Genomic DNA, 19,775 nt, shown 5'->3' with positions numbered 1-19,775 from the left:
TCCCTGCCGAGGATCGTCGTCGAGGGCCAGGGGGCCAGGGTGGGCAAGGACCGGAGCGGCCGGGCGAGCCGGACCGAGGGGTCGGAGGGCGCCGGGATCCAGCTGCCCGCCGTGGCGTGGGTCGTGCCCGAGGAACTGGCGTCCCGTCAGGCGGTCTCCGCGGCGGGCGCTGCCGCGGTGGCGGTCGGGGCGGTCGCCGAGGAGGCGCCCGAGGCCGGGGTGAACGCGAACGAGGCGAAGGCCGCTCCCGCCTCCGGCGCGGCTCCCGCACTGCCCGACCCGGACCCGGCGCCGGCTGCCACGGCGTCCCCGACCCGAGCCGCCACCACCCCCGCCACCGCGACGTCCCCCGCTACGACGTCCCCCGCTACGACGTCCCCCGCCGCGGCGGCCGCCACCGCCGCCAGCGCGCCCGCCGGGGTGAGCGCCGTCCCCGGCGAGGCGCCGGGCGAGGAGGAGGAGAGCGGCGGCCCCCGCCGGATCTCCCGGCCGATGGTGGCCGCCGCGGTGATCGCGGGTCTGGTGCTGGTCGGTGTGCCGCTCGGCATCGCGAAGTTCGGCGGGGAGGACCCGGGGCCGTCCGGCGCGGAGGGCCCGCCGCCCGCCGGGTACACGCAGCAGGACGGCGGCAACGGGTTCGTCCCGGGTGCCGACGCGCACGGGAACGTGCCGGCCGAGCAGCCCGTGGCGGCCGGTCAGCCGGTCGACGCCGCGGGCCCGCCGCCCGGTGACGGCGCTGCGGCGGCGGCCGGTGGTGCGGCCGCCGCCGGCGGTGCCCCGGTGGACCAGGGCGCCGGTGGCGGGCAGTCCGTGCCGTTCGCCGGCCGGGTGGCCGCAGGGGGCCCCGCACCGGCGGCGACGACCGGCAAGCCGGACGCAGCCCGCACCTCCGGTGGCGCCCCGGCCGGGCAGGGCGGTGGCGGCGCCGGGGCACCGCAGAGCCAGCCGCAGCAGGGCCAGGCGCCCCAGCAGCCGCCGGCCGCGCAGCAGCCGCCCGCGGCCCCGCAGCCCGCCCCGCCGGCCCCCGCCCCGCCCGCGGCCAAGCCCGCCCAGCCGGCGCCGCCCCCGCCGCCGACCTACGCGGCCGTGGCCGGACCGTCGTGCGGCGGCAGCACCACCACGCAGTCGTACGGCTGGTACGACAACGGGCAGTCGGGGTGGCGCACCAACTCCGGCGGCTACTCGGGCGACGGCTGCAACGGGTCCTACTACTCGGTGCCGATGTCGGGCGACGCCAAGGACGACGGCAACTCGGTGGTCTGGACGTTCAACACCGCGCCGGTCACCACGGGCAGCTGCAAGCTGTCGGTCTACGTGCCCGGCAGCGGGGACGTGAAGGCGGTCGGCGGCGCCCCGACGTACTACTCCGTGCAGAACAAGTCGGCGCCCGGCACCGGGACGATCGACTCGTTCACCGTCAACCAGGTCTCCAGCCGGGGCCAGTGGGTCTCGGTGGGGACGTTCCCGCTCAGCGGCGGCAAGATCGCCGTGATGCTGCACACCCGGGGCCTGGACTGGTCGGGTTCCACGAAGACGTACGCCCACCACGCCGCGTCCGCGGTCCGGGCGTCCTGCACGGGCTGACCCCCGGCCCGCCCCGCCCGGACGGCCCGCCCCGCCCGCCCTGCCTGCACCGCCCGCCCTGCCTGCACCGCCCACCCGGCCCGCCCGACGGCACGACGCCACCCGGCCCGGCCCGCACCACGGCCCCCGGGCCACGAACGACGGAGGAGAACGCACCATGATCCGCCATGTGCTGACGGTCAGCGCGGAGCAGCACGACGGCGGCGGCTACCGCACCATCGGCGCCGCGCTCGACGCGGCCCGCAGCGGCACGGTGATCAGCGTCCGTCCGGGCCGCTACGAGGAGAACCTGGTGATCACCAAGATGGTGACCATCACCGCCGAGGAGGCCCGCGGCAGCGTCCGGATCTCCCCCCGGCGCGGCGCGGTGGTGCAGGTGGTGGCCGAGGCGGTCCAGCTGACCGGGCTGGTGCTCCAGGGCCGGGACGAGGAGCTGCCGGCCGTCGACGTCCCGCGCGGGCAGGCGGCCCTGGACGACTGCGAGGTCGTCGGCAACTCGTGGACGGCCCTGTTCACCCGTGAGCAGGGGGCGCTCGCCATGCGCGGCTGCCGGGTCGTCAACCCGGCCGGCGCCGGGATCGTCGAGACGTCCACCGGGACCAGCGTGATCGAGGACTGCGTGGTCGAGCACCTCGGCAGCTCCGCCGTGGTGATCGGCGAGCGGGCCGACCCCGTCGTCCGCAACTGCGTCCTGCGCGACGCCCGCGGCAACGGCGTCTGCGCCAACGGGGAGGGCCGCGGCACCATCGAGGACTGCGAGATCTCCGCCACCGACAAACCGGGGATCGCGCTGGAGGAGCACAGCAGCACCCGGGTGCTGCGCACCACCGTGCGCGCCGCGCCGATCGGGGTCTTCGTCGACTCCGCCGCCCGGGTGCTGCTGGAGGACTGCACGGTCGAGGACATCCGCGGCCACGGCCTGGTCCTGGCGGGCGGCACCGATCCGCTGGTGCGGCGCTGCCGCACCGCGCGCACCAAGGGCCACGGCATCCACGTCACCGGGCGTTCCCGGGGCGGCTTCGAGGGGTGCGAGGTGCTCGCCCCGGAGCTGGCCGGCATCCTGGTCGACGAGGCCTCCAGCCCGGCCCTGACCCGCACTGTCGTGCGTGACGGCGGCGCCGCGGGCGTCGAGCTGGTCGGCGAGAGCGCCGCCGAGTTCGACCGGCTGGAGGTGCGTGGCGCGGCCGGCGCGGGGGTGAGCGTGCGCGACGGCGCCAACCCGCTGCTGCGCCGGCTGGACGTCACCGAGGTGCGCGGCCACGGCGTCGAGGTGCTGCGGGAGGGGCGCGGCCGGCTGGAGTCCTGCGTCCTGGCCGCCACCGGGCTGGCCGCTCTGCGGGTCGCCGACGGCGGCAACACCCAGGTGGGCGGCACCACCGTGCGCGGCACGGCCGGCGGCCGGGCCGCCGGAGGCAAGGGGGCCGCGGCTCCGGGCGGCGTCCCCGGGGTCGAGGTCGGACACGGCGGCACCGCCTCACTGCGCGACTGCGACATCGCCGGGTGCACCGCCGACGGCGTCGTCGTCGAGGACGGCGGCGAACTGACCATGGCCCGCTCCCGGTCGCACGGCAACCGGCGGCACGGCGTCCTGCTGGCCGCGGGCAGCCGGGCCGCCCTGACCGGCTGCGAGATGGCCGACAACGCCCGCGACGGGCTGCGCGCCGAGTCCGAGGAGCCGATCAGGATCACCGGCTGCACCGTCACCGGCAACCGCGGCGCGGGCCTGTCCCGGACCGGGTCCGGTGACCGGCTGTCCGTCGAGGACCTGACCAGCCGGGAGAACGGGCGGGCCGACGGCGGGGGCACCGCGACCGCCGGGGCGGGGAGCGGCCCGGCGGCCGACCGGCCGGGCGGTGCGCCGGGCGACGGGGGCGTCGACGGAGCCGGGCCCCCGGCGGAGCAGCCCGCCGACCCTCCGCCGGCCGAGCCCGAGGGCCCGCAGGCCGCGCTGCAGGCGCTGGTCGGCCTGGAGGGGGTCAAGGAGCAGGTCGCCACCCTGGTCAACCTCAACAAGCTGGCCCGGCGCCGCGAACAGGCCGGCATGCCGGCCCTGCCGATGGGCCGCCACCTGATCTTCGCGGGGCCGCCGGGCACCGGCAAGACCACCGTCGCCCGCCTCTACGGCGCCATCCTCGCCGAGCTCGGCGTGCTGCGCAGCGGGCACCTCACCGAGGTGGCCCGGGCGGACCTGGTCGCCTCCATCGTCGGCGGCACGGCGATCAAGACCACCGAGGTGTTCCAGTCGGCACTCGGCGGAGTGCTGTTCATCGACGAGGCGTACACGCTCTCCGCCGGATCCGGCGGCACCGGGCCGGACTTCGGCCGCGAGGCGATCGACACCCTCGTCAAGCTGATGGAGGACCACCGGGACGACGTGGTGGTGATCGTCGCCGGCTACTCGGAGGAGATGCGCTCCTTCCTCGGCTCCAACCCCGGCCTGGCCTCGCGCTTCAGCCGCAGCGTCGAGTTCCGCAACTACTCGGCGGAGGAGCTGGTCACCATCGTCGAACGGGCCGCCGCCGGGCACGGCTTCGAACTCGCCGACGACACCCGGGAGGTGCTCGGGGAGCACTTCACCCGGATGCCCAAGGGAGCCGACTTCGGCAACGGCCGCGCCGCCCGCAAGGTCTTCGAGGAGATGGTCGACCGCCAGGCGTCCCGGCTGGCCGCCCTCCCCGACATCACCGACGCCGACCTCGCCCGGCTGCTCCCCGAGGACCTCGGCGCGGAGCTCGCCGCCACGGCCCGCCCCGCCGGCCCGGGCGGGCCCGGCGGCGGCAGCGAACTGCTCGACCGGCTGCGGTCGATGGTCGGACTGGCGGCGGCCAAGGAGCAGGTCGAGAACCTCGTCAACCTGATCACCCAGGCCCGTCGCCGCGAGGAGGCCGGCCTGCCGACCGCCCGGATCAGTCACCACCTCGTCTTCGCGGGGCCGCCCGGCACCGGCAAGACCACCGTCGCCCGGCTGTACGGCGCGCTGCTCGCCGAGCTCGGCGTCCTGCCGCGCGGCCAGCTGGTCGAGGCCGCCCGGGCCGACCTGGTCGGCCGCTACATCGGGCACACCGCCCAGCTCACCCGCGACGCCTTCGAACGCGCCCGCGGCGGCGTGCTGTTCATCGACGAGGCCTACACCCTCACCCCGCGCGGCGCGGCCGCGGGCGGCGACTTCGGCCAGGAGGCGGTGGACACCCTGATGAAACTGATGGAGGACCACCGCGACGAGGTCGTCGTGATCGTCGCCGGCTACCAGGACGAGATGCAGGGCTTCCTCGGCTCCAACCCCGGTCTGGCCTCCCGCTTCTCCCAGCAGATCGCCTTCGACCACTACAGCACCGGCGAACTCGTCACCATCGTGCGGATGCAGGCCGAGGAGGCCGGCTACGTCTGCGCGCCCGAGACGCTGGCCGCGCTCGCCGAGCTGTGCGAGGCCGTCCCGCGGGACCGCACCTTCGGCAACGGCCGTTTCGCCCGGCAGACCCTGGAGTCGATGGTCACCCGGCAGGCCGGCCGCCTCGCCCGGCTCGACGTCGGCGACCTCTCCGAACTCAGCCTGCTGCTGCCCCAGGACATCCCCGGGTCGGCGCAGCGGAGCGCGGTGTGACGGCGGGGGAGAGGAGGACGCCCGGGACACCGGCGACACGGGCGACACGGGCGACTCCGGGGCCGGCGGGCACGGCGGCCCGCGCGGCCGCGGCCGCGCTCTGTTGCGGCGCCCTGCTGCTCCCGGCCGGGCCCGCCCTGGCGGCCCCGGCGGCGCCCCCCGCCGCCCCCGGGGCGTCCGGGCCCGCCACCGTCCCCGGCACCGTCGCCGGCACGTCCGCGGCCGTCGCCGGGACGCCGGCGGCCCGCGCCCGACCGGCCGCCCCGGGCGCCTCCGCCGCCGCCCCCGGCGGGGCCGAGCCCTCCGCCCTGCCGCTGGTCGCCCAGAACCGGGGCAGCGGGCGGCCCGACGGCTGCCTCAAGCCCTCCGACAAGGGCACCGACCGCACCCCCTGGGCGCAGGCCTACCTGCGCCCCGAGGCCGCCTGGGAGCTCAGCCGCGGTGCCGGGGTGACGGTCGCCGTGGTCGGCTCGGGTGTCGACCCCGGCTCCGGCGTCCTGGAGGGCCGCCTCACCCCCGGGCCGCGCGAGTACGGTGGCACCGGCGACTCCACCCGCGACTGCGTCGGCCACGGCACCTTCCTCGCCGGGCTCGTCGCCGCGCGCCGCCAGGACGGCGTCGGCTTCGCCGGGATCGCGCCCGAGGCGCGGATCCTCGCCGTCGCCGTGACCGACGACGCGGGGAACACCACTCCGGCCGCGCTGGCCAAGGGGATCCGGGACGCCGCCGACGGCGGGGCCCGGGTGATCGCCGTCGGCGTCACCGTGTCGACGGGCGAGGCCGAACTCGCCGACGCCGTCCGCCACGCCGCCGAGCGCGGCGCGCTGGTGATCGCCCCGGCCGCCCCTGACCAGGGCGGCTCAGGGTCCTCCGGTGCGGCGCCGCCCCCCGTCCTGCCCGCCGCCCTCCCGGGCGTCCTCGCCGTGGCCGACCTCGCCCCCGACGGTGCCCCGCCGAGCGGCGCCGCGGATCCGGCCAGGGTCGACCTGGTGGCCCCGGGCGACGCCGTGCTGAGCGTCGGCCCCGGCGGCAAGGGCCACTTCACCGGCGCCGGGCCCAGCTTCGCCACGGCCGTGGTGGCCGGCGCCGCGGCGCTCGCCCTGGCCTACCGGCCGGACCTCACCCCGGAGCGCCTCGCCGACCGGCTCCGGACCACCGCCTACCACCCGGGCACCGCCCTGCCCGACCCGCTCCTCGGCTACGGCACCGTGGACCCGCTGGCCGCCGTCAGCGCTCCCGTCGCCGGTGACCCGGCGCCCCGCAGCGCCCCGACGGTCACCGTGCTCCGGCCCCCGCCAGCGGACCCCTCCGGGCACCAGGCCGTCGTCATCGCGGCCGCCACCACCGCCGGGGTGGCCTTCGTGGTCGGCGCCGCCGCGCTCGGCACCGCCGGTCGCCGCCGCTCCTGGCGCCCGGGCCGCTGGTCCGTCTGACGCCGGGTCACGGCCGCGGCACCGCACCGCCTCCCCGGCGCGGCGGCCCCGGCCGCCCTTTCGCCTCCCGCCGTCGGCGCCACGAGTGTGCGTACGGGGCCGTCGGACGGCGGGGCTTGAGTTGGAGTGCACTCCAACGTCTAACGTCCTGTCATGACCGCGGGCCGCCCGGCCCGGTGGTCGGACACCACCGGTCGGACCGCACCGGACAGGACGACGGGCCGCCTCCGCGCGGCCGGAACGGAAGCACCCGCATGGACACCCCCGTGAACCCCGCCGAGACCCGCCAGGACCGCTTCGACCGGGGCATGGAGGTCCTCACCCGGGTCGACGGCGAGGGCGGGCAGCGGGTGGTCGACGCGCTGGCCGACATCAGCCCCGAGCTCGCCCACCAGGTGGTCGCCTGGGGCTTCGGCGAGATCTACCGGCGCCCCGGGCTGGCGCCGCGGGACCGGCAGCTGGTCACCCTGGGCATGCTGACGGCGCTCGGTGGCTGCGAGCCCCAGCTGGACGTGCACGTCAACGCCTCGCTCAACGTCGGCCTCACCCCCGAGGAGATCGTCGAGGCGCTGCTGCACTCCGCCGCCTACTGCGGCTTCCCCAAGGCGCTCAACGCGACCTTCGTCGCCAAGAAGGTGTTCGCCGAGCGCGGCCTGCTCCCGGTCGCCGCCGACTGACACGCTCTCGGCCTGATTCGGCACCTGCCCGGCCTCCGCGGCCGGGCAGGTCCGAACACCGACGAGGACCCTCGGCCCCGACGACGCCCGCTTCGCCGCCGCCCGGACCCGCTGCGGGCTCGCCGGAACGCTCCACGCGATCGGCGGCCCCGCGGGCAGCGGTCACTGGTGCGTGCCGACGTCGGAGGAACCGTGCGACGAGGTGGCCGGCTACATCGCCGTGCTGCTGGACCGGCCGGGGCGGTGGTCGGGGCCGGCGACCGCCCCGGCCGGCCCGCTGCTCCGGGCCGGACTGCTCCGGGCCGGTCGGACCGGTCCCGTCATTCCCGGCCCGCGACCGTCACCTCGGGCTCGTGCAGCACCGGGAAGTTGACCGAGTTGGCGATGAAGCAGCCGCGGTTCGCCTCCGTGTGCAGGGCGAGGGCCCTCTCCACCATGCCCGCCTCGGCGACCTCGATCCGCGGGTGCAGCACCACCGAGGTGAAGTGCCCGCTGCCGGCGGCGACGGCCATGGTGCCCACCGGGCGGTCGACGTACGAGGTCACCACGACCCCGTTCACCGCGCACTGGTACAGGTACGACATCAGGTGGCACTGAGCGAGCGCGGCGAGCAGCAGCTGCTCCGGGTTCCAGCGCGCCGGGTCGCCGCGGAAGGCGGGGTCGGCTGAGCCGAGGATGGTCGGCAGGCCCTCGACGGCTACGTCGTGGTCGCGGGAGTAGGAGCGGTAGTCGCTGGTGCCGGCGCCCAGATTGCCGGTCCAGGTGATCTCGGCGGTGTACGCGTACTGCCTGGCCATGCGGATGCCTCCGAGCGGGCGGATACGGGCGTTCTCCGGGCGGACTCCGGCCGGGCCGTGGGCCGGAAGGGCCGCGGCCCGGCCAGTCAACCGCAGCGAGGCGCCCCGCGCGAGGCCCGGCGTCGTTCGGCCACCCGGTCGAGGACCACCCGGAGGTCGGCGTGACGCGCTTGATGCCGACCGGCGACCGGTTGGCAGCGCGGGCTTCGAGGTGGGTGGTCGCGGCCCGCTTCTGCATCGAGGGCCGGGAGTACCACGGCTGACCTCCGCGGTCACGGGCCGAGTACGGGCCCGAGTGCGGGCGCGGGCGCGACGAGGGGGATGCCCGCGGCGACCAGCGCGGTGAGTTCGAGGTAGCTGCGACGGGTCCGCGGGCGGAGCTTGGCGGGGTCGAACTCGCCGCCGAGGGCCAGGTGTTCGTCGAAGGGCAGGACGACGACACCGCGGCACCGGCGCTCGAAGTGGGCGACCAGCTCCTCGACCCGGATGGACCGGCCACCGGCCCGGATGCCGGAGATCAGCGTGACGCTGCGCTCCGCGAGGTGGGCGTAGCCGTTGGCGCGGAGCCACTCCAGGGTGCTGTCGGCGCTGCTCGCGCCGTCGACGCCGGTGGTGGCGGTGACGACGAGCTGGTCGGCGAGGTCGAGGACGGCGCGGGTGGAACCGTGCAGCAGGCCGGTGCCGCAGTCGCTGAGGACGATCGGGTACTGGCGGCTGAGCAGCTCGACGAGCCGGCGGTAGTCCTCGCCGCCGAAGCCGTTGGCGACGGCGGGGTCGGCGTGGTTGGCGATGACCTCCAGCCCGCTGGGGGTGAGCGAGGTGAAGCGCCGGACGTCCATGTACCCGGAGATGCCGGGTGCGGCGGCGAGCAGGTCCTGGATGGTCGCGGGGGTCTCACGGTGGATCCGGCGGCCGAGGGTGCCGGTGTCCGGGTTGGCGTCGACGGCGATGACCTTGTCGGCGCGGGTCCCGGCGAGGACGGAGCCGAGCGCCAGGGTGGCCGAGGTCTTGCCGACCCCGCCCTTGAGGCCGACGACGGCGATCCGGAAGGAGCGGTGCAGCGGGGTGCGGATGGTGGCCGTGAGCCGCTCCCGTTCGCGTTCCCGCTCGCCCCGGGCGAGGCCGAGGCCGCGGCCGAGCCCGCCGGACAGGGCGGGGAGGCCGAGGGACCGCCGGGGCCGGGGCGCGGCGGCTGAAGGCTGCGGCGCCGGGGCCGCAGCCGGGACGTGAGCGGCGGGTGCGAAGCGTGGCGCCGGCAGGGCCGGCGGCACGGGGGCGAGCCGGGCGAAGGGCGGCGGGACGGCCGGGGCCGACGGGACGGCCGGGGCCGACGGGACCGACGGGACGGCCGGGGCCGGGCTCGGGGCGGGCCGGGCCTCCGGGGGCACCAGGACGGTGCCGAGGACGTCCAGCGGCCGGCGCCAGTCGGGTGAGGGCTCCGTTGCCGGCCCCGTCGTCGTCGGCCCGGGCCCGGTGGGCGGCGCCGCGGTCGCCCCGGCGGGCCCCCCGACGGCTGCCCCGGCGAGGACCGGGGCGGCCACCCCGGCGGCTGCCCCGGCGGGCGCGGTGCGGGGGCCGTAGTCGGGGGCGAGGTCCCAGTCCGGGCCCTGCGCCAGACGGTGCACCCGCCCGGTGTGCATGTGGTCGGCGGCCACCTGTTCGCCTCCTGTCGCCGTGTCGGCCCCGTCTCGTGCCGCGGTCGCCGGCGCCCCCGACGCCGACCGCGCGCGGGCCGTCCGACCCGTTCAACGGACGGGAGGGGCCACCGCGTTCAACGCCCCCGACGGCGGCGTCCTGCTCACCTGCGGGGTCGCGCCCAGGGAGGGCGCCCGGCCGGGAGGGGCGGGACCGGTCCGCGCCGCAGCCCGACCGGCGCGGAACCCACCCGAACGGCACGGCGGACGGGCGCCCGGCCCGGCGGCGGCCAAGAATCGGGAAGGTCGTGCGACGGGCGGGGCGCCCCCTCGCCCGCGCCGCCGCCCCTGGCGACTGGAGGCAGGAATGACGGCGCTGGACTTCTCCGACCGGACGGACTTCGAGGACGCCGACCGCGGGTTCCTGGCCGGGCCCCCGTCCGGCACGGTCACCGGTCGCGACGGCCGGGTCGTCTGGGACTTCGAGCGCACGGCGTTCCTGGCGGGCGACTGCCCGGAGACCGTCCACCCGAGCCTGTGGCGGCAGTCCCAGCTGTGCGCCCGCGCCGGCCTGTACGAGGTCACCGAGGGCGTGTACCAGGTCCGCGGCTACGACCTGTCGAACATGACCCTGATCGAGGGGGAGCGCGGCGTCGTGGTGGTGGACCCGCTGGTGTCCGCCGAGACGGCCGCGGCGGCCCTCGCGCTCTACCGGGACAGGCGCGGTGACCGGCCGGTCACCGGGGTGGTCTTCACCCACTCGCACATCGACCACTTCGGCGGGATCCTCGGGGTCCTCGCCCCCGGCGACGGCACGCCGGTCCTCGCCCCCGCCGGATTCCTGGCGAACTCGGTCGCGGAGAACGTCTACGCGGGCACGGCGATGCTGCGCCGCGGCATGTACTACTCGGGCGCGGCCGTGCCGCCCGGCCCGACCGGGCAGGTCGGCATGGGGCTCGGCTTCGCCGCCTCGGAGGGCGAGCCCGGGCTGGTCGCGCCGACCCTGGAGATCACCCGCACCGGGCAGGAGGAGACGCTCGACGGCGTGCCGTTCCGGTTCCAGCTCACCCCCGGCACCGAGGCGCCGTCCGAACTGAACTTCCACCTGCCCGCGCACCGCGCGCTCTGCACGGCCGAGAACGCCACCCACAACCTGCACAACATCCTGACCCTGCGCGGCGCGCTGGTCCGCGACGCCCGGGTCTGGTCGCGCTACCTGAACGAGACGCTGACCCTGTTCGGCGCGGACAGCGACGTCCTGTTCGCCTCGCACCACTGGCCGACCTGGGGCACCGACCGGATCGCCCGCTTCCTCGCCGAGCAGTGCCAGCTCTACGGCTACCTGCACGACCAGACCCTGCGGCTGCTCAACCAGGGCCTGACCGGTGCCGAGATCGCCGAGCGGGTCGAACTGCCGCCGCGGCTCGCCGCCGCCTGGCACACCCGCGGCTACTACGGCTCGGTCAGCCACAACGTCAAGGCGGTCTACCAGCGGTACATGGGCTGGTACGACGGCCACCCGTCCTCGCTGTGGGAGCACCCGCCGGCCGCGAGCGCCCGCCGCTACGCGGACTGCATGGGCGGCGTCGACGCGGTGGTCGCCAAGGCCCGCGGCTACGCCGACGACGGGGACCTGCGCTTCGCCGCCCAACTGCTGCGGCACGCCGTCTTCGCCGACCCGGAGCACGCCGCAGCGCGCGAGCTGCTGGCCGACACCTTCGAGCGGCTGGCCTACGGCGCGGAGTGCGCGACCTGGCGCAACTGCTACCTGATGGGCGCCAGGGAGCTGCGCCACGGCGTCGAGCGCACCGCCATCGCCTCCTCCGGCCTGGCCGGCGCGCTGACCGTGGAGCAGCTCTTCGACGCGATCGCGATCCGGATCGACGGCCCGCGCGCGTGGGACCTGCGGGCGGTGATCGACTGGCACGTCACCGACCTGGACCGGTACCACCGCACCACGCTGGAGAACGGCGTCCTGGTGCACGCCCCGGTCGCCCCCGACCTCTTCGGCGCGGGGACGGACGCGGCCTTCACGCTGACCAGGGAACAGCTGGTGGTCCTGCTGGCCGGCCGGCAGCCCGAGGGCGTCACCGTGGCCGGGGACCCGACGGCGCTGAGCGCGCTGCGCTCGGTCGTCGACCGGGTCGACCCGGACTTCCCGATCGTCACACCGTAGGGAGTGTCGTGCGGATCACTCCCCGGGGCCCGTGAACCGCCCCCGGCGGGGGGCCCGTTGAGCGGGTCGGGGCGCGCGGCGCGCCCCGACGGCCCGGGAGGACCCGTATGCGCACCACCCCGCACCCCACGATCCGCGCCACGGCCCGGCCGAGGGCCCGCCACGGCTCCTCGGGCACGGCCTAGGACGCCCCCGGCGGCGCCTTGTGGATCTTGACGGACACGGCGGGGATCCGCAGGATACCGCCGAGCCGTACCGGCCGGGCCGACCCGGTGGCAGCCGGGCGGCCGTACCGGAAAACCCTCTGCCGGACCGGCCGTCAGTGGATACCGTCTCCGGGTGGCACTCGGTGCACGCCGAGTGTCATGCAGGAGGAACCGGCGTGAGTCCCGTGCGAACGGGACGGGGGAGGGACAACGATGGATCCGGACGGGCCGGACGTGCGCGAGGTCGTCGCGGCGCTGGTGCGGCAGGTCGCTCCGAGCGAGCCCGGGCCGCCCGTGCTGGCGGTGCCCGAGGGGCCGGCCGAGGAGGTGATCGCCGTCGCCAGGCGGCTCGCCCTGCGGGCGCTGCCGGCCGAGCGGTGGCGGCCGGAGCCGCCGCCCGGCCTGCGACGGCTCGCCGAGGCGCTGGTGGTCGACGAGCACCCGTCGGCGACCGACTGGTCGTCCGCGGAGCGGGACCGGCTCGCGACCTGGGTCGCGGTGCTGATCGAGTACCACGGCGAGGACGGCGTCCAGGAGCTGGTGCGGGCGCTCAACGCGGCCTGACCCGGTGCGGGCCCGGCCCCGCGGCGGCGGCCCGGCCCGAGGCCGGGCCCGCGCGGGGCCGGGGGCGTTGGCGGATCGTTGGTGCGGCCTTGGCGGGCCCCGGCAGGCTGCTGCCGTAGCCGCCTGGGACGTCCGGTCGGTGGTCGCCCCGCCCCTGGCCCGATCTGAGAGGTCGCGCGTGTCGAAGCAGCCCGTCGCCCAGCCCCTGTCCGTCACCCAGCCGTCCGCCGGCCCGGCGGCCGGCACGGACCCGTCGGCCGCCACGGCTGCCGTCCCCGCGCAGCGCACCCCGCGGGACGCCCGCCCCACTCTCGACCCGGAGATCCTGGCCGAGATCCACCGGCTGCACGGCGGCTACCTGCTGCGCGCCCTGCTGCGTGCCACCGGCGGCGACCGCGGCAAGGCCGAGGACATCCTGCAGGAGACCCTGCTGCGCGCCTGGCAGCACCCGGAGGCGCTGTCCGCCGGAGCCGAGCAGGCCCGCCCCTGGCTCTTCACCGTCGCCCGCCGGATCGCCATCGACCACTACCGGATGGCCGCCGCCCGCGCCAAGGAGGTCATCGGCGAACCCCTGGAGGACCGCCCGCTCTGCGACGACCCGTACGAACAGGTGGTCGTCGCCCGGGACATCGCGCTGGCGCTGCGGCGGGTGCAGAAGCACCACCGCGAGGTGCTGGTCGAACTCCACCTGAAGGACCGCTCGGTGGTGGAGGCGGCGGCCCGCCTCGGGGTACCGCCGGGCACCGTCAAGTCCCGCAACTTCTACGCGATCCGGGCGCTGCGCCCGGTGCTGTCCGCGGAGCACGGCTACGGCCCGGGTGAGGGCCGCGGCGCCCGGGGCGGGGCCCGCTCCGGCGCCGTCGCGCAGTGACCCCGGCCGCGGCGCGGTGACCCCGGCCGTGGCGCGGTGACCGCCGGTCAGTCGGTGCCCCCCGGTCAGAACGACCGGGACGAGCGCAGCTTCAACGACTCCTCCAACCCGCCGGTGAACTCGCTCACGAACCCGGCCAGCCGGTCGTGGCGGTCGAACCGGTCCAGCGCCAGCCGCAGCCGCTTCGTCCCCTCGCGCTCCCGGCCGCGCGCCAGCAGCAGCCCGGCGTAGGACTGTTCGGCGATCGCGTGCAGGTAGAGCAGGCCCGCCTCCTCGCAGGCGGCCAGCAGCCGGTGCCAGGCCAGGTCGACCTCCTGGTCGTGGACGGTCGGCGGCAGCGACTGCGCCTCGGTCAGCATCGACCAGATGTGGACCTGGGTGACGGGGACGGCCGGCAGCAGCTGCCTGGCCTCGCGGGACCGGCGCTGCGCGCCCTCCCGGTCGCCGCCCGCCAGGTTCACCCAGCCCTGGTGGACGAGGGCGTCGACCAGCCGCCGGCGGTCCCCGGCCTCCAGCGCCAGCGCGGTCGCGGAGGCCGCCAGCCGGTCCGCCTCGGCGGCGCTGCCGGTCATCGCGGTGACCAGCCCCAGGGTGGCGAGCGCCCGGACGCGCGCCGACACGGCCACCGGCCCGGCCATCGACCGGGTGGCGTCCACGGCCTTGCGCACCACCTCGGCCGCCTCGTGGCGCCGTTCGAGCGCCACCAGGGCCTGCGCCCGGCTGACGTGCAGCAGCGCGCTCGCGACCGGGTCGCCGCAGCGCTCGGCCGCCGCCTCGCCCACCCGGGCGCACCGCAGCCAGTCGGTGAAGCGGCTGGCGCCGTAGTACAGCGACCCGCAGGTCAGGGCGAGCCGCCAGGCCCGGTCCGGGGCGGTGCTGTCGGCGGTGTCGATCAGCGCGCGGATCGCGGGTTCCTCCGCCCGGAACCAGTCCAGGGCGGTGCGGATGTCCGTCGCGGGCGGCAGCGCGTGCAGCGGCAGCACCGGGGCGTCGTCGTCCTCCTGGCCCGGGTCGAGGTACGCGCCGCAGTGCCGCAGCGCCGCGTGGTAGTAGTCCACCAGGCGCTCCCAGGCGAGGCGCCGGCACTCCTCGGGCTGCTCGGCGAGCAGCCCGGCGCTGAACAGCCGGACCAGTTCGGTGCGGCCGTAGCGGCCCGGGGCGGTGCCGGTGAGCAGGTGGTGGGCGGTCAGCTCGCCGAGCGCCCGGCGGGCGGCGACCGCGTCGGCCCCGAGCAGCGCGGCGCCGGCCAGGGCGTCCACCTCCCGGCCCGGGTGGACGGCGAGCAGGGTGAGCAGCTCGGCCGCGGTGGGGGAGAGCCGGCGGAAGGTGCGCCGCAGTTCGGTGGCGACACCGGTCGCGCCGTCGGCGTCCAGGACGGACAGGCGGGTGCCCTCGTCGGCGAGTTCGGCGGCCAGCTCGGCGATCGTCCAGTCCGGCCGGGTGGCCAGCCGGGCGGCGGCGATCCGCAGCGCCAGCGGCAGGTGGTCGCAGAGCGCGGCGAGCTCGGCGGCCGCGGCCGGTTCGGCCCGCAGCCGCTCGGTGCCCAGTGCCCCCTCCAGCAGCCGCAGGGCGTCGGCCTCGGGCAGCGCCTCCAGCCGCAGCAGTGCGGCGCCGTCGGCGGACACCAGGCCCTCCAGGGAGCCCCGGCTGGTCACCACGGTCGCGCAGCCCGGGCCCTCCGGCAGCAGGTCGGCGACCTGGTCGGCGTCGGCGGCGTCGTCCAGCACCACCAGCAGGCGCCGCCCCCGGGTGCGGTCGCGGTAGAGCGCGGCCCGGCCGTCGCGGTCCGCGGGCACGGCCTCCCGCGCGACCCCGAGGGCCTGCAGGAAGCGGTCCAGGGCGGTGTCCGGGTCCACCGGGCCCTCGGGGTCCAGCCCCTGCAGGTCGGCGAAGAGCTGCCCGTCCGGGAAGTCCGCGGCGCGGCCGTGCGCCCAGGAGGCGACCAGCGTGGTCTTGCCGGACCCGGCCGGGCCGACCACCAGCGCGAGGCCGTCCCCGGAACGCTCCGGGCCGCACTCGCGGTCCAGCCAGCCCGCCTCGGCCCCCCGGCCGACGACGTCGAGCGGCCGGCGGGGCAGCTGCCGCGGCACCCGCGGCACCGCCGCGGGGACGGCCGGGCCCGCGGGGGAGACCGGGGCGGTGAGCGTGGCGGTGCCCGCCGGGTCCGCGTCCTGCGCGCGGTCCCCGGACAGCACCTCGGCGAGCGCCGCCTCCAGCGCCGGGCCGGGCCGCAGCCCCAGCTCGCGGTCCAGCCGCCGCCGGGCCCGGTGGTAGGCCGCCAGCGCGTCCGCCGGCCGCCCGGCCTGGTGCAGGCAGCGCATCAGCAGCGCCACCATCTCCTCGCGCAGCCCGTCGGCGCGCACGTTCTGCTCGAGCGCGGGCACCGCCGCGGCGCCGCTGCCCTGGCGCAGCCGCAGGCCCGCCCAGCTGAGCACGGCGGCCGAGTGGGCCTGGTCCAGCTGGTCCACGGCGGCCGAGCGCAGCGCGGTGTCCGGGAGGTCGGCCAGCGCCTCGCCGCGCCACAGCCGCAGCGCCTGCTCCAGCAGCGCGATCGCCTCCGCGTCCGCCGCCCGGGAGCCGCGTCCGGCCCGCTCCCCGGCCCGGCCGGTCAGCGACTCGAAGAGCAGCGCGTCCACTTCGTCGGCCGGACCGTCCAGCAGGTAGCCGGGCGAGCGGGTGTGCAGCACGAACGGCGTGCCGGCGAGCGCCTTGCGCAGCGCGGCCACGTGCCCCTGCAGCGCCGCCCGGGCACTGGCCGGCGGCCGGTCGCCCCAGAGCAGCTCGGAGAAGCCGTCCACCCCGACCACCCGGCCGAGCCGCAGTGCCAGCAGCGCCAGGATCGCCCGGCGCTGCGCGCCCGGCAGCGACACGAACCCGTCCGTCCCGGCCCGCAGCTCGACCGGCCCCAGGAGCCGAATCCGCACCAGTTACCCCCACTCACCCCACGAGAACCAGGGCGTCCCCCCGCCCCACGACCACCGGGGGCGTGCCCCGGGGTGGTGCAGTGTAGTGCCCTGAACTGTCCTGTTCGCGCCAGATCGCCCGCCCGCGACGGCCGGGCGTGTCCCGCGCCACCCGGCACGGCGGCGGGCCGGCTCCCCGTGGCCCGGAGTTCGCGGACGGATCCTGCACCTATCCTCAAGAACGCCGGAAGGCCGCCCACGGTTGTCGGCGGCGGCGGATCCGCCGGCCACAGGGGAGGAGAGGGCCGCATGCACATCGACCTGCTCGGGCCGGTCGCCGTACGACGGGACGACGGGACGACGGTCACGCCCTCGGCTCCGAAACGCCGCGCCCTGCTCAGCACCCTCGCCATCCGGCTCAACCAGACCGTCGGCACCGACGAACTGATCGAGCTGGTCTGGGACGGCGAGGCCCCGCCCACCGCCCGGGCCGCGCTCCAGGGCCACGTCGCGGCCCTGCGGCAACTCCTCGACGACCCCCGGCTGACCCTCGACACCCGCGGCGGCGGCTACCTGCTCACCGGCGACCCGGACCGCGTCGACCTGCTGCGCTTCGGCCTGCTCTGCGACCGGGCGGGCGTGCTGCTGCCCACCCCGCCGCCGCCCGCCGGGCACGCCGGGACCGGCTCGCCCGACCCGGCCGTCCCGCTGCTGCGCACCGCCCTGGACCTCTTCCGTGGCCCGGCCCTCGCGGACTGCGGCTCCGCACTGCTGCGCGAGCGCACCCTGCCCTCCCTCACCGACCTGCGGCTGCGCGCCCTGGACCGGCTCGCCGAGGGGCTCCTGGGCGCCGGCCGCGGTGGCGAACTGGCCGCCGAGCTCGCCGAGGCTGCGGCCGCCCACCCGAGCCGTCAGACGCTCGCGGCCCGGCTGGTCCGCTGCCTCGAGCAGGCCGGCCGCCGGGACGAGGCGCAGGCCCGGTACGACCTGGCGGTCGCCCGGCTGGCCGGACCGCCCGGGCCGGATCTGCGCCGCGCCGGTGAGCTGCTGGCCGGCGGACCGGAACGGCCGGCCGACGACGCCGACCGCCCCACCCCGTTCGCGCGGCTCGGCCCCCCGGACCGCCGGTTCACCGGCCGGTCCGCCGACCTCGGCCGGCTGGACGCGGCCCTGGCCGACGCCGCCCGCAGCGGCCGCCCGATCCTGGTCACCGGGCCCGCCGGGGCGGGCAAGACCAGCCTGGTCCGGCACTGGGCGCAGCGCGCGGCCGGGCACTTCCCGGACGGCCTCCTGCACGCCGACCTGCTCGGCTTCGACCCGGCCGGGCCGCGGGAGCCCGCCGAGGTGCTGGCCGGCTTCCTGCTCGCCCTCGGCGAGCCGGCGGACGCCCTGCCCGCCTGCCCCGAGGAGCGGGCCCGGCGCTACCGGGAGCTGCTGGCCGACCGCCGGACGCTGGTCGTGCTGGACGACGCGTTCTCCTACGAGCAGCTCGCACCGCTGCTGCCCGACCCGCCCGCACCGGGCGGCGGCGCACCCGTCACCGTCGTCACCAGCCGCAGCCGGCTGCGCCACCTGCTGGTCCGGGAGGGCGGCACCGCCCTCCCGCTCGGCCCGCTCACCGCGGAGGGCGCGGCCGACCTCCTCGACCGCGCCCTCGGCACCGCGCGGGTGGCCGCCGAACCGGAGGCCGCCGCCGAGCTCGCCACCGCCTGCGACCACCTGCCGCTCGCCCTGCGGCTGGCCGCCGGCCGGCTCGCCGCCCACCCCGGCTGGTCGCTGGCCGACCTGGTCGAGGAGCTCGCCGACGAACAGACCGGCCTCTCCGCGCTGGCCGGCACCGGGCGCGGACCGCTCGGCCTCACCGCCGCCCTGGACCGCACCTACCGGACCCTGCCGCCCGCCCCCGCCCGGCTGTTCACCCTGCTCGGGCTGCACCCGGGCGCCGTCATCGACACCGCCACCGCCGCCGCGCTCGCCGACCTGCCGCGCGCCACCACCCGCACCCTGCTGACCCGGCTGGACGCCGTCCACCTCCTGGAGGAGACCACCCCCGGCCGGTACGCCCGGCGCGAGCTGGTCCGCCGTTACGCGGCTCGCCAGGCCGCCGAACTCACCTGCGACGAGCGGTTCGTGGCGCTCGACCGGCTGATCGCCCACTACCTCGCGGTCACCGCCGCGTGGACGGTGGACGGGGGCCCGCCGGCGCCCGCCGAGGCGGCCGCCTGGTTCGGGCGCGAGGAGGCCGCACTGCACGCCGTGGTGGTCTGCGCCGAGCAGTTCGGCCGGACGACGGAGGCCTGGCAGCTCGCGCACCGCACCAGCCTGCTCTACGAGGCCACCGGCCACGACCGGACGCACTGGCGGGCCGTCGTCGAGGCCGGCCTGCGGGCCGCGCACGCCTGCGCGGACCAGGCGGCCGTCGCCCGGCTGGCCACCGACCTCGCCGTCCTGCACGTCGAGCGGGCCGCCCACCGCACCGCGGCCGAGGAGCTGGACCGGGCCGTCGCCGCCGCGGACCGGGCCGGCGACCCGTTGCTGCGCCACCGTTGCCGCGGCCGGGTGGCCGGCGCGCTGCAGCGGGCCGGCCGCTACGACCAGGCCCTGGTGCTGTTCACCGACCTGGTCACCGCCGCCCGCGTCCCGGCCGTCGACGACCTGCTGGTCGGTGCGCTCACCGACCTGGCCGACGCCCTCGTGCTGGCCGGCGCCCCGGAGCTGGCCCTCGGCCACGCCGACGAGGCGGTGCGGATCGCCACCGGCCGCTCCGCCGACGCCGAGGCCGTCCTCGCCACCCAGAGCCGGGCCCGCGCCCTGCACGCCCTCGGCCGCGGCGACGCCGCGCTGTCCACCGCCCGGCTCGCCGTCGCCCTCGGGCGCACCGTCGGGGACGTCACGCTGGAGGCCCGCTCGCACGGGCTGCTGGCCGACCTGCTCTGCGCACTGGGCCGCACCGCCGAGGGCACGGCCGAACGGCGGCAGGCACAGGCCCTCGCCGCGGGCGAGCGCTGAGCGGGCCCGGGGCCGTCCCGGACCGGCGGTCGACGCGCGGACGGCGCCCGGGCCGGGCGCTCCCGCACCGGTGGTCCCCGTGCCGGGCCACGACCGCACAGGCAGAACCACAGGCAGAACTGTGGGCGGAAGTGATGGGCGCGACCACCCGTGCGGCGGACCGGCCCGACTGCCCGGCGGCCCGCTGCCGCCCGCCCGGGCGGTGCGCCCGCCGGGCGCCCGATGCGGGGAAAGGGTCGGGTACGAGGCATACTTCTGCCCGGCATACTTCTGCCGGGGGCTGCCTGGCAGGCACGACAGCAGGCAGAAGTAACGGGTGC

The 19,775-nt window shown here is 77.7% G+C and carries 11 protein-coding genes; 8 read left to right on the top strand and 3 right to left on the bottom strand.

What is annotated here, in order from left to right:
- Positions 1 to 39: 39 nt before the first annotated feature.
- From AB0N04_RS25345 to AB0N04_RS25330, 4 genes are all read left to right on the top strand, one after another.
- Positions 40 to 1,584 (top strand): hypothetical protein, encoded by a 1,545-nt coding sequence (locus AB0N04_RS25345; protein WP_360216887.1) that lies wholly within the window; start codon positions 40 to 42, stop codon positions 1,582 to 1,584.
- Between the two features lie 157 nt (positions 1,585 to 1,741).
- Complete coding sequence (locus AB0N04_RS25340) at positions 1,742 to 5,185, top strand: right-handed parallel beta-helix repeat-containing protein (protein WP_360216889.1); 3,444 nt, start codon at positions 1,742 to 1,744, stop codon at positions 5,183 to 5,185.
- A complete protein-coding gene (locus AB0N04_RS25335; protein ID WP_360216892.1) occupies positions 5,182 to 6,618 on the top strand; it encodes a S8 family serine peptidase in 1,437 nt (478 codons plus the stop codon). Before AB0N04_RS25340 ends, AB0N04_RS25335 begins: the two co-directional genes overlap by 4 nt.
- 254 nt (positions 6,619 to 6,872) lie before the next feature.
- The gene (locus AB0N04_RS25330; RefSeq protein WP_360216894.1) at positions 6,873 to 7,295 is read left to right on the top strand and encodes a carboxymuconolactone decarboxylase family protein; all 423 of its coding nucleotides are present in this window, start codon (positions 6,873 to 6,875) and stop codon (positions 7,293 to 7,295) included.
- A gap of 320 nt (positions 7,296 to 7,615) precedes the next feature.
- Here the strand turns inward: AB0N04_RS25330 and AB0N04_RS25325 are convergent, their stop codons facing one another.
- Both AB0N04_RS25325 and AB0N04_RS25320 read right to left on the bottom strand, forming a co-directional pair.
- Positions 7,616 to 8,092, bottom strand: a complete 477-nt coding sequence (locus AB0N04_RS25325; RefSeq protein ID WP_360216897.1) for an OsmC family protein — start codon at positions 8,090 to 8,092, stop codon at positions 7,616 to 7,618.
- Between the two features lie 272 nt (positions 8,093 to 8,364).
- Positions 8,365 to 9,747: a MinD/ParA family protein gene (locus AB0N04_RS25320; RefSeq protein ID WP_360216900.1), complete on the bottom strand. Its 1,383-nt coding sequence runs from the start codon at positions 9,745 to 9,747 to the stop codon at positions 8,365 to 8,367.
- Positions 9,748 to 10,093: 346 nt separating this feature from the next.
- Between AB0N04_RS25320 and AB0N04_RS25315 the strand changes: the two genes are divergently transcribed.
- The 3 genes from AB0N04_RS25315 to AB0N04_RS25305 all read left to right on the top strand — a co-directional run bounded on the left by AB0N04_RS25315 (position 10,094) and on the right by AB0N04_RS25305 (position 13,543).
- Positions 10,094 to 11,902 carry an alkyl sulfatase dimerization domain-containing protein gene (locus tag AB0N04_RS25315; protein WP_360216903.1) on the top strand — a complete coding sequence of 603 codons (1,809 nt, stop codon included), beginning with the start codon at positions 10,094 to 10,096 and terminating at the stop codon, positions 11,900 to 11,902.
- Positions 11,903 to 12,321: 419 nt separating this feature from the next.
- Complete coding sequence (locus AB0N04_RS25310) at positions 12,322 to 12,672, top strand: hypothetical protein (protein ID WP_360216906.1); 351 nt, start codon at positions 12,322 to 12,324, stop codon at positions 12,670 to 12,672.
- 178 nt (positions 12,673 to 12,850) lie between these two features.
- Positions 12,851 to 13,543 carry a sigma-70 family RNA polymerase sigma factor gene (locus AB0N04_RS25305; protein WP_360216909.1) on the top strand — a complete coding sequence of 231 codons (693 nt, stop codon included), beginning with the start codon at positions 12,851 to 12,853 and terminating at the stop codon, positions 13,541 to 13,543.
- Positions 13,544 to 13,608: 65 nt separating this feature from the next.
- Here the strand turns inward: AB0N04_RS25305 and AB0N04_RS25300 are convergent, their stop codons facing one another.
- Positions 13,609 to 16,467 (bottom strand): AfsR/SARP family transcriptional regulator, encoded by a 2,859-nt coding sequence (locus tag AB0N04_RS25300; protein ID WP_360216912.1) that lies wholly within the window; start codon positions 16,465 to 16,467, stop codon positions 13,609 to 13,611.
- A gap of 288 nt (positions 16,468 to 16,755) precedes the next feature.
- Here AB0N04_RS25300 and AB0N04_RS25295 point away from each other — a divergent pair, with 288 nt between their 5' ends.
- Entirely contained in the window at positions 16,756 to 19,455 is a 2,700-nt protein-coding gene (locus AB0N04_RS25295) for a BTAD domain-containing putative transcriptional regulator (RefSeq protein ID WP_360216915.1), read from the top strand.
- Positions 19,456 to 19,775: the final 320 nt, after the last annotated feature.

This window comes from Kitasatospora sp. NPDC051702 (assembly GCF_040681575.1).
GTDB lineage: Bacteria > Actinomycetota > Actinomycetes > Streptomycetales > Streptomycetaceae > Kitasatospora.
This window is presented reverse-complemented; position numbering and strand designations above follow the sequence as displayed.

Bases quoted from the DNA above. Each gene is read 5' to 3' on its own strand.
- AB0N04_RS25340 (WP_360216889.1), top strand. From the start codon at position 1,742: ATGATCCGCCATGTGCTGACGGTCAGCGCGGAGCAGCACGACGGCGGC.
- AB0N04_RS25330 (WP_360216894.1), top strand. From the start codon at position 6,873: ATGGACACCCCCGTGAACCCCGCCGAGACCCGCCAGGACCGCTTCGAC.
- AB0N04_RS25325 (WP_360216897.1), bottom strand. From the start codon at position 8,092: ATGGCCAGGCAGTACGCGTACACCGCCGAGATCACCTGGACCGGCAAT.
- AB0N04_RS25315 (WP_360216903.1), top strand. From the start codon at position 10,094: ATGACGGCGCTGGACTTCTCCGACCGGACGGACTTCGAGGACGCCGAC.
- AB0N04_RS25310 (WP_360216906.1), top strand. From the start codon at position 12,322: ATGGATCCGGACGGGCCGGACGTGCGCGAGGTCGTCGCGGCGCTGGTG.
- AB0N04_RS25295 (WP_360216915.1), top strand. From the start codon at position 16,756: ATGCACATCGACCTGCTCGGGCCGGTCGCCGTACGACGGGACGACGGG.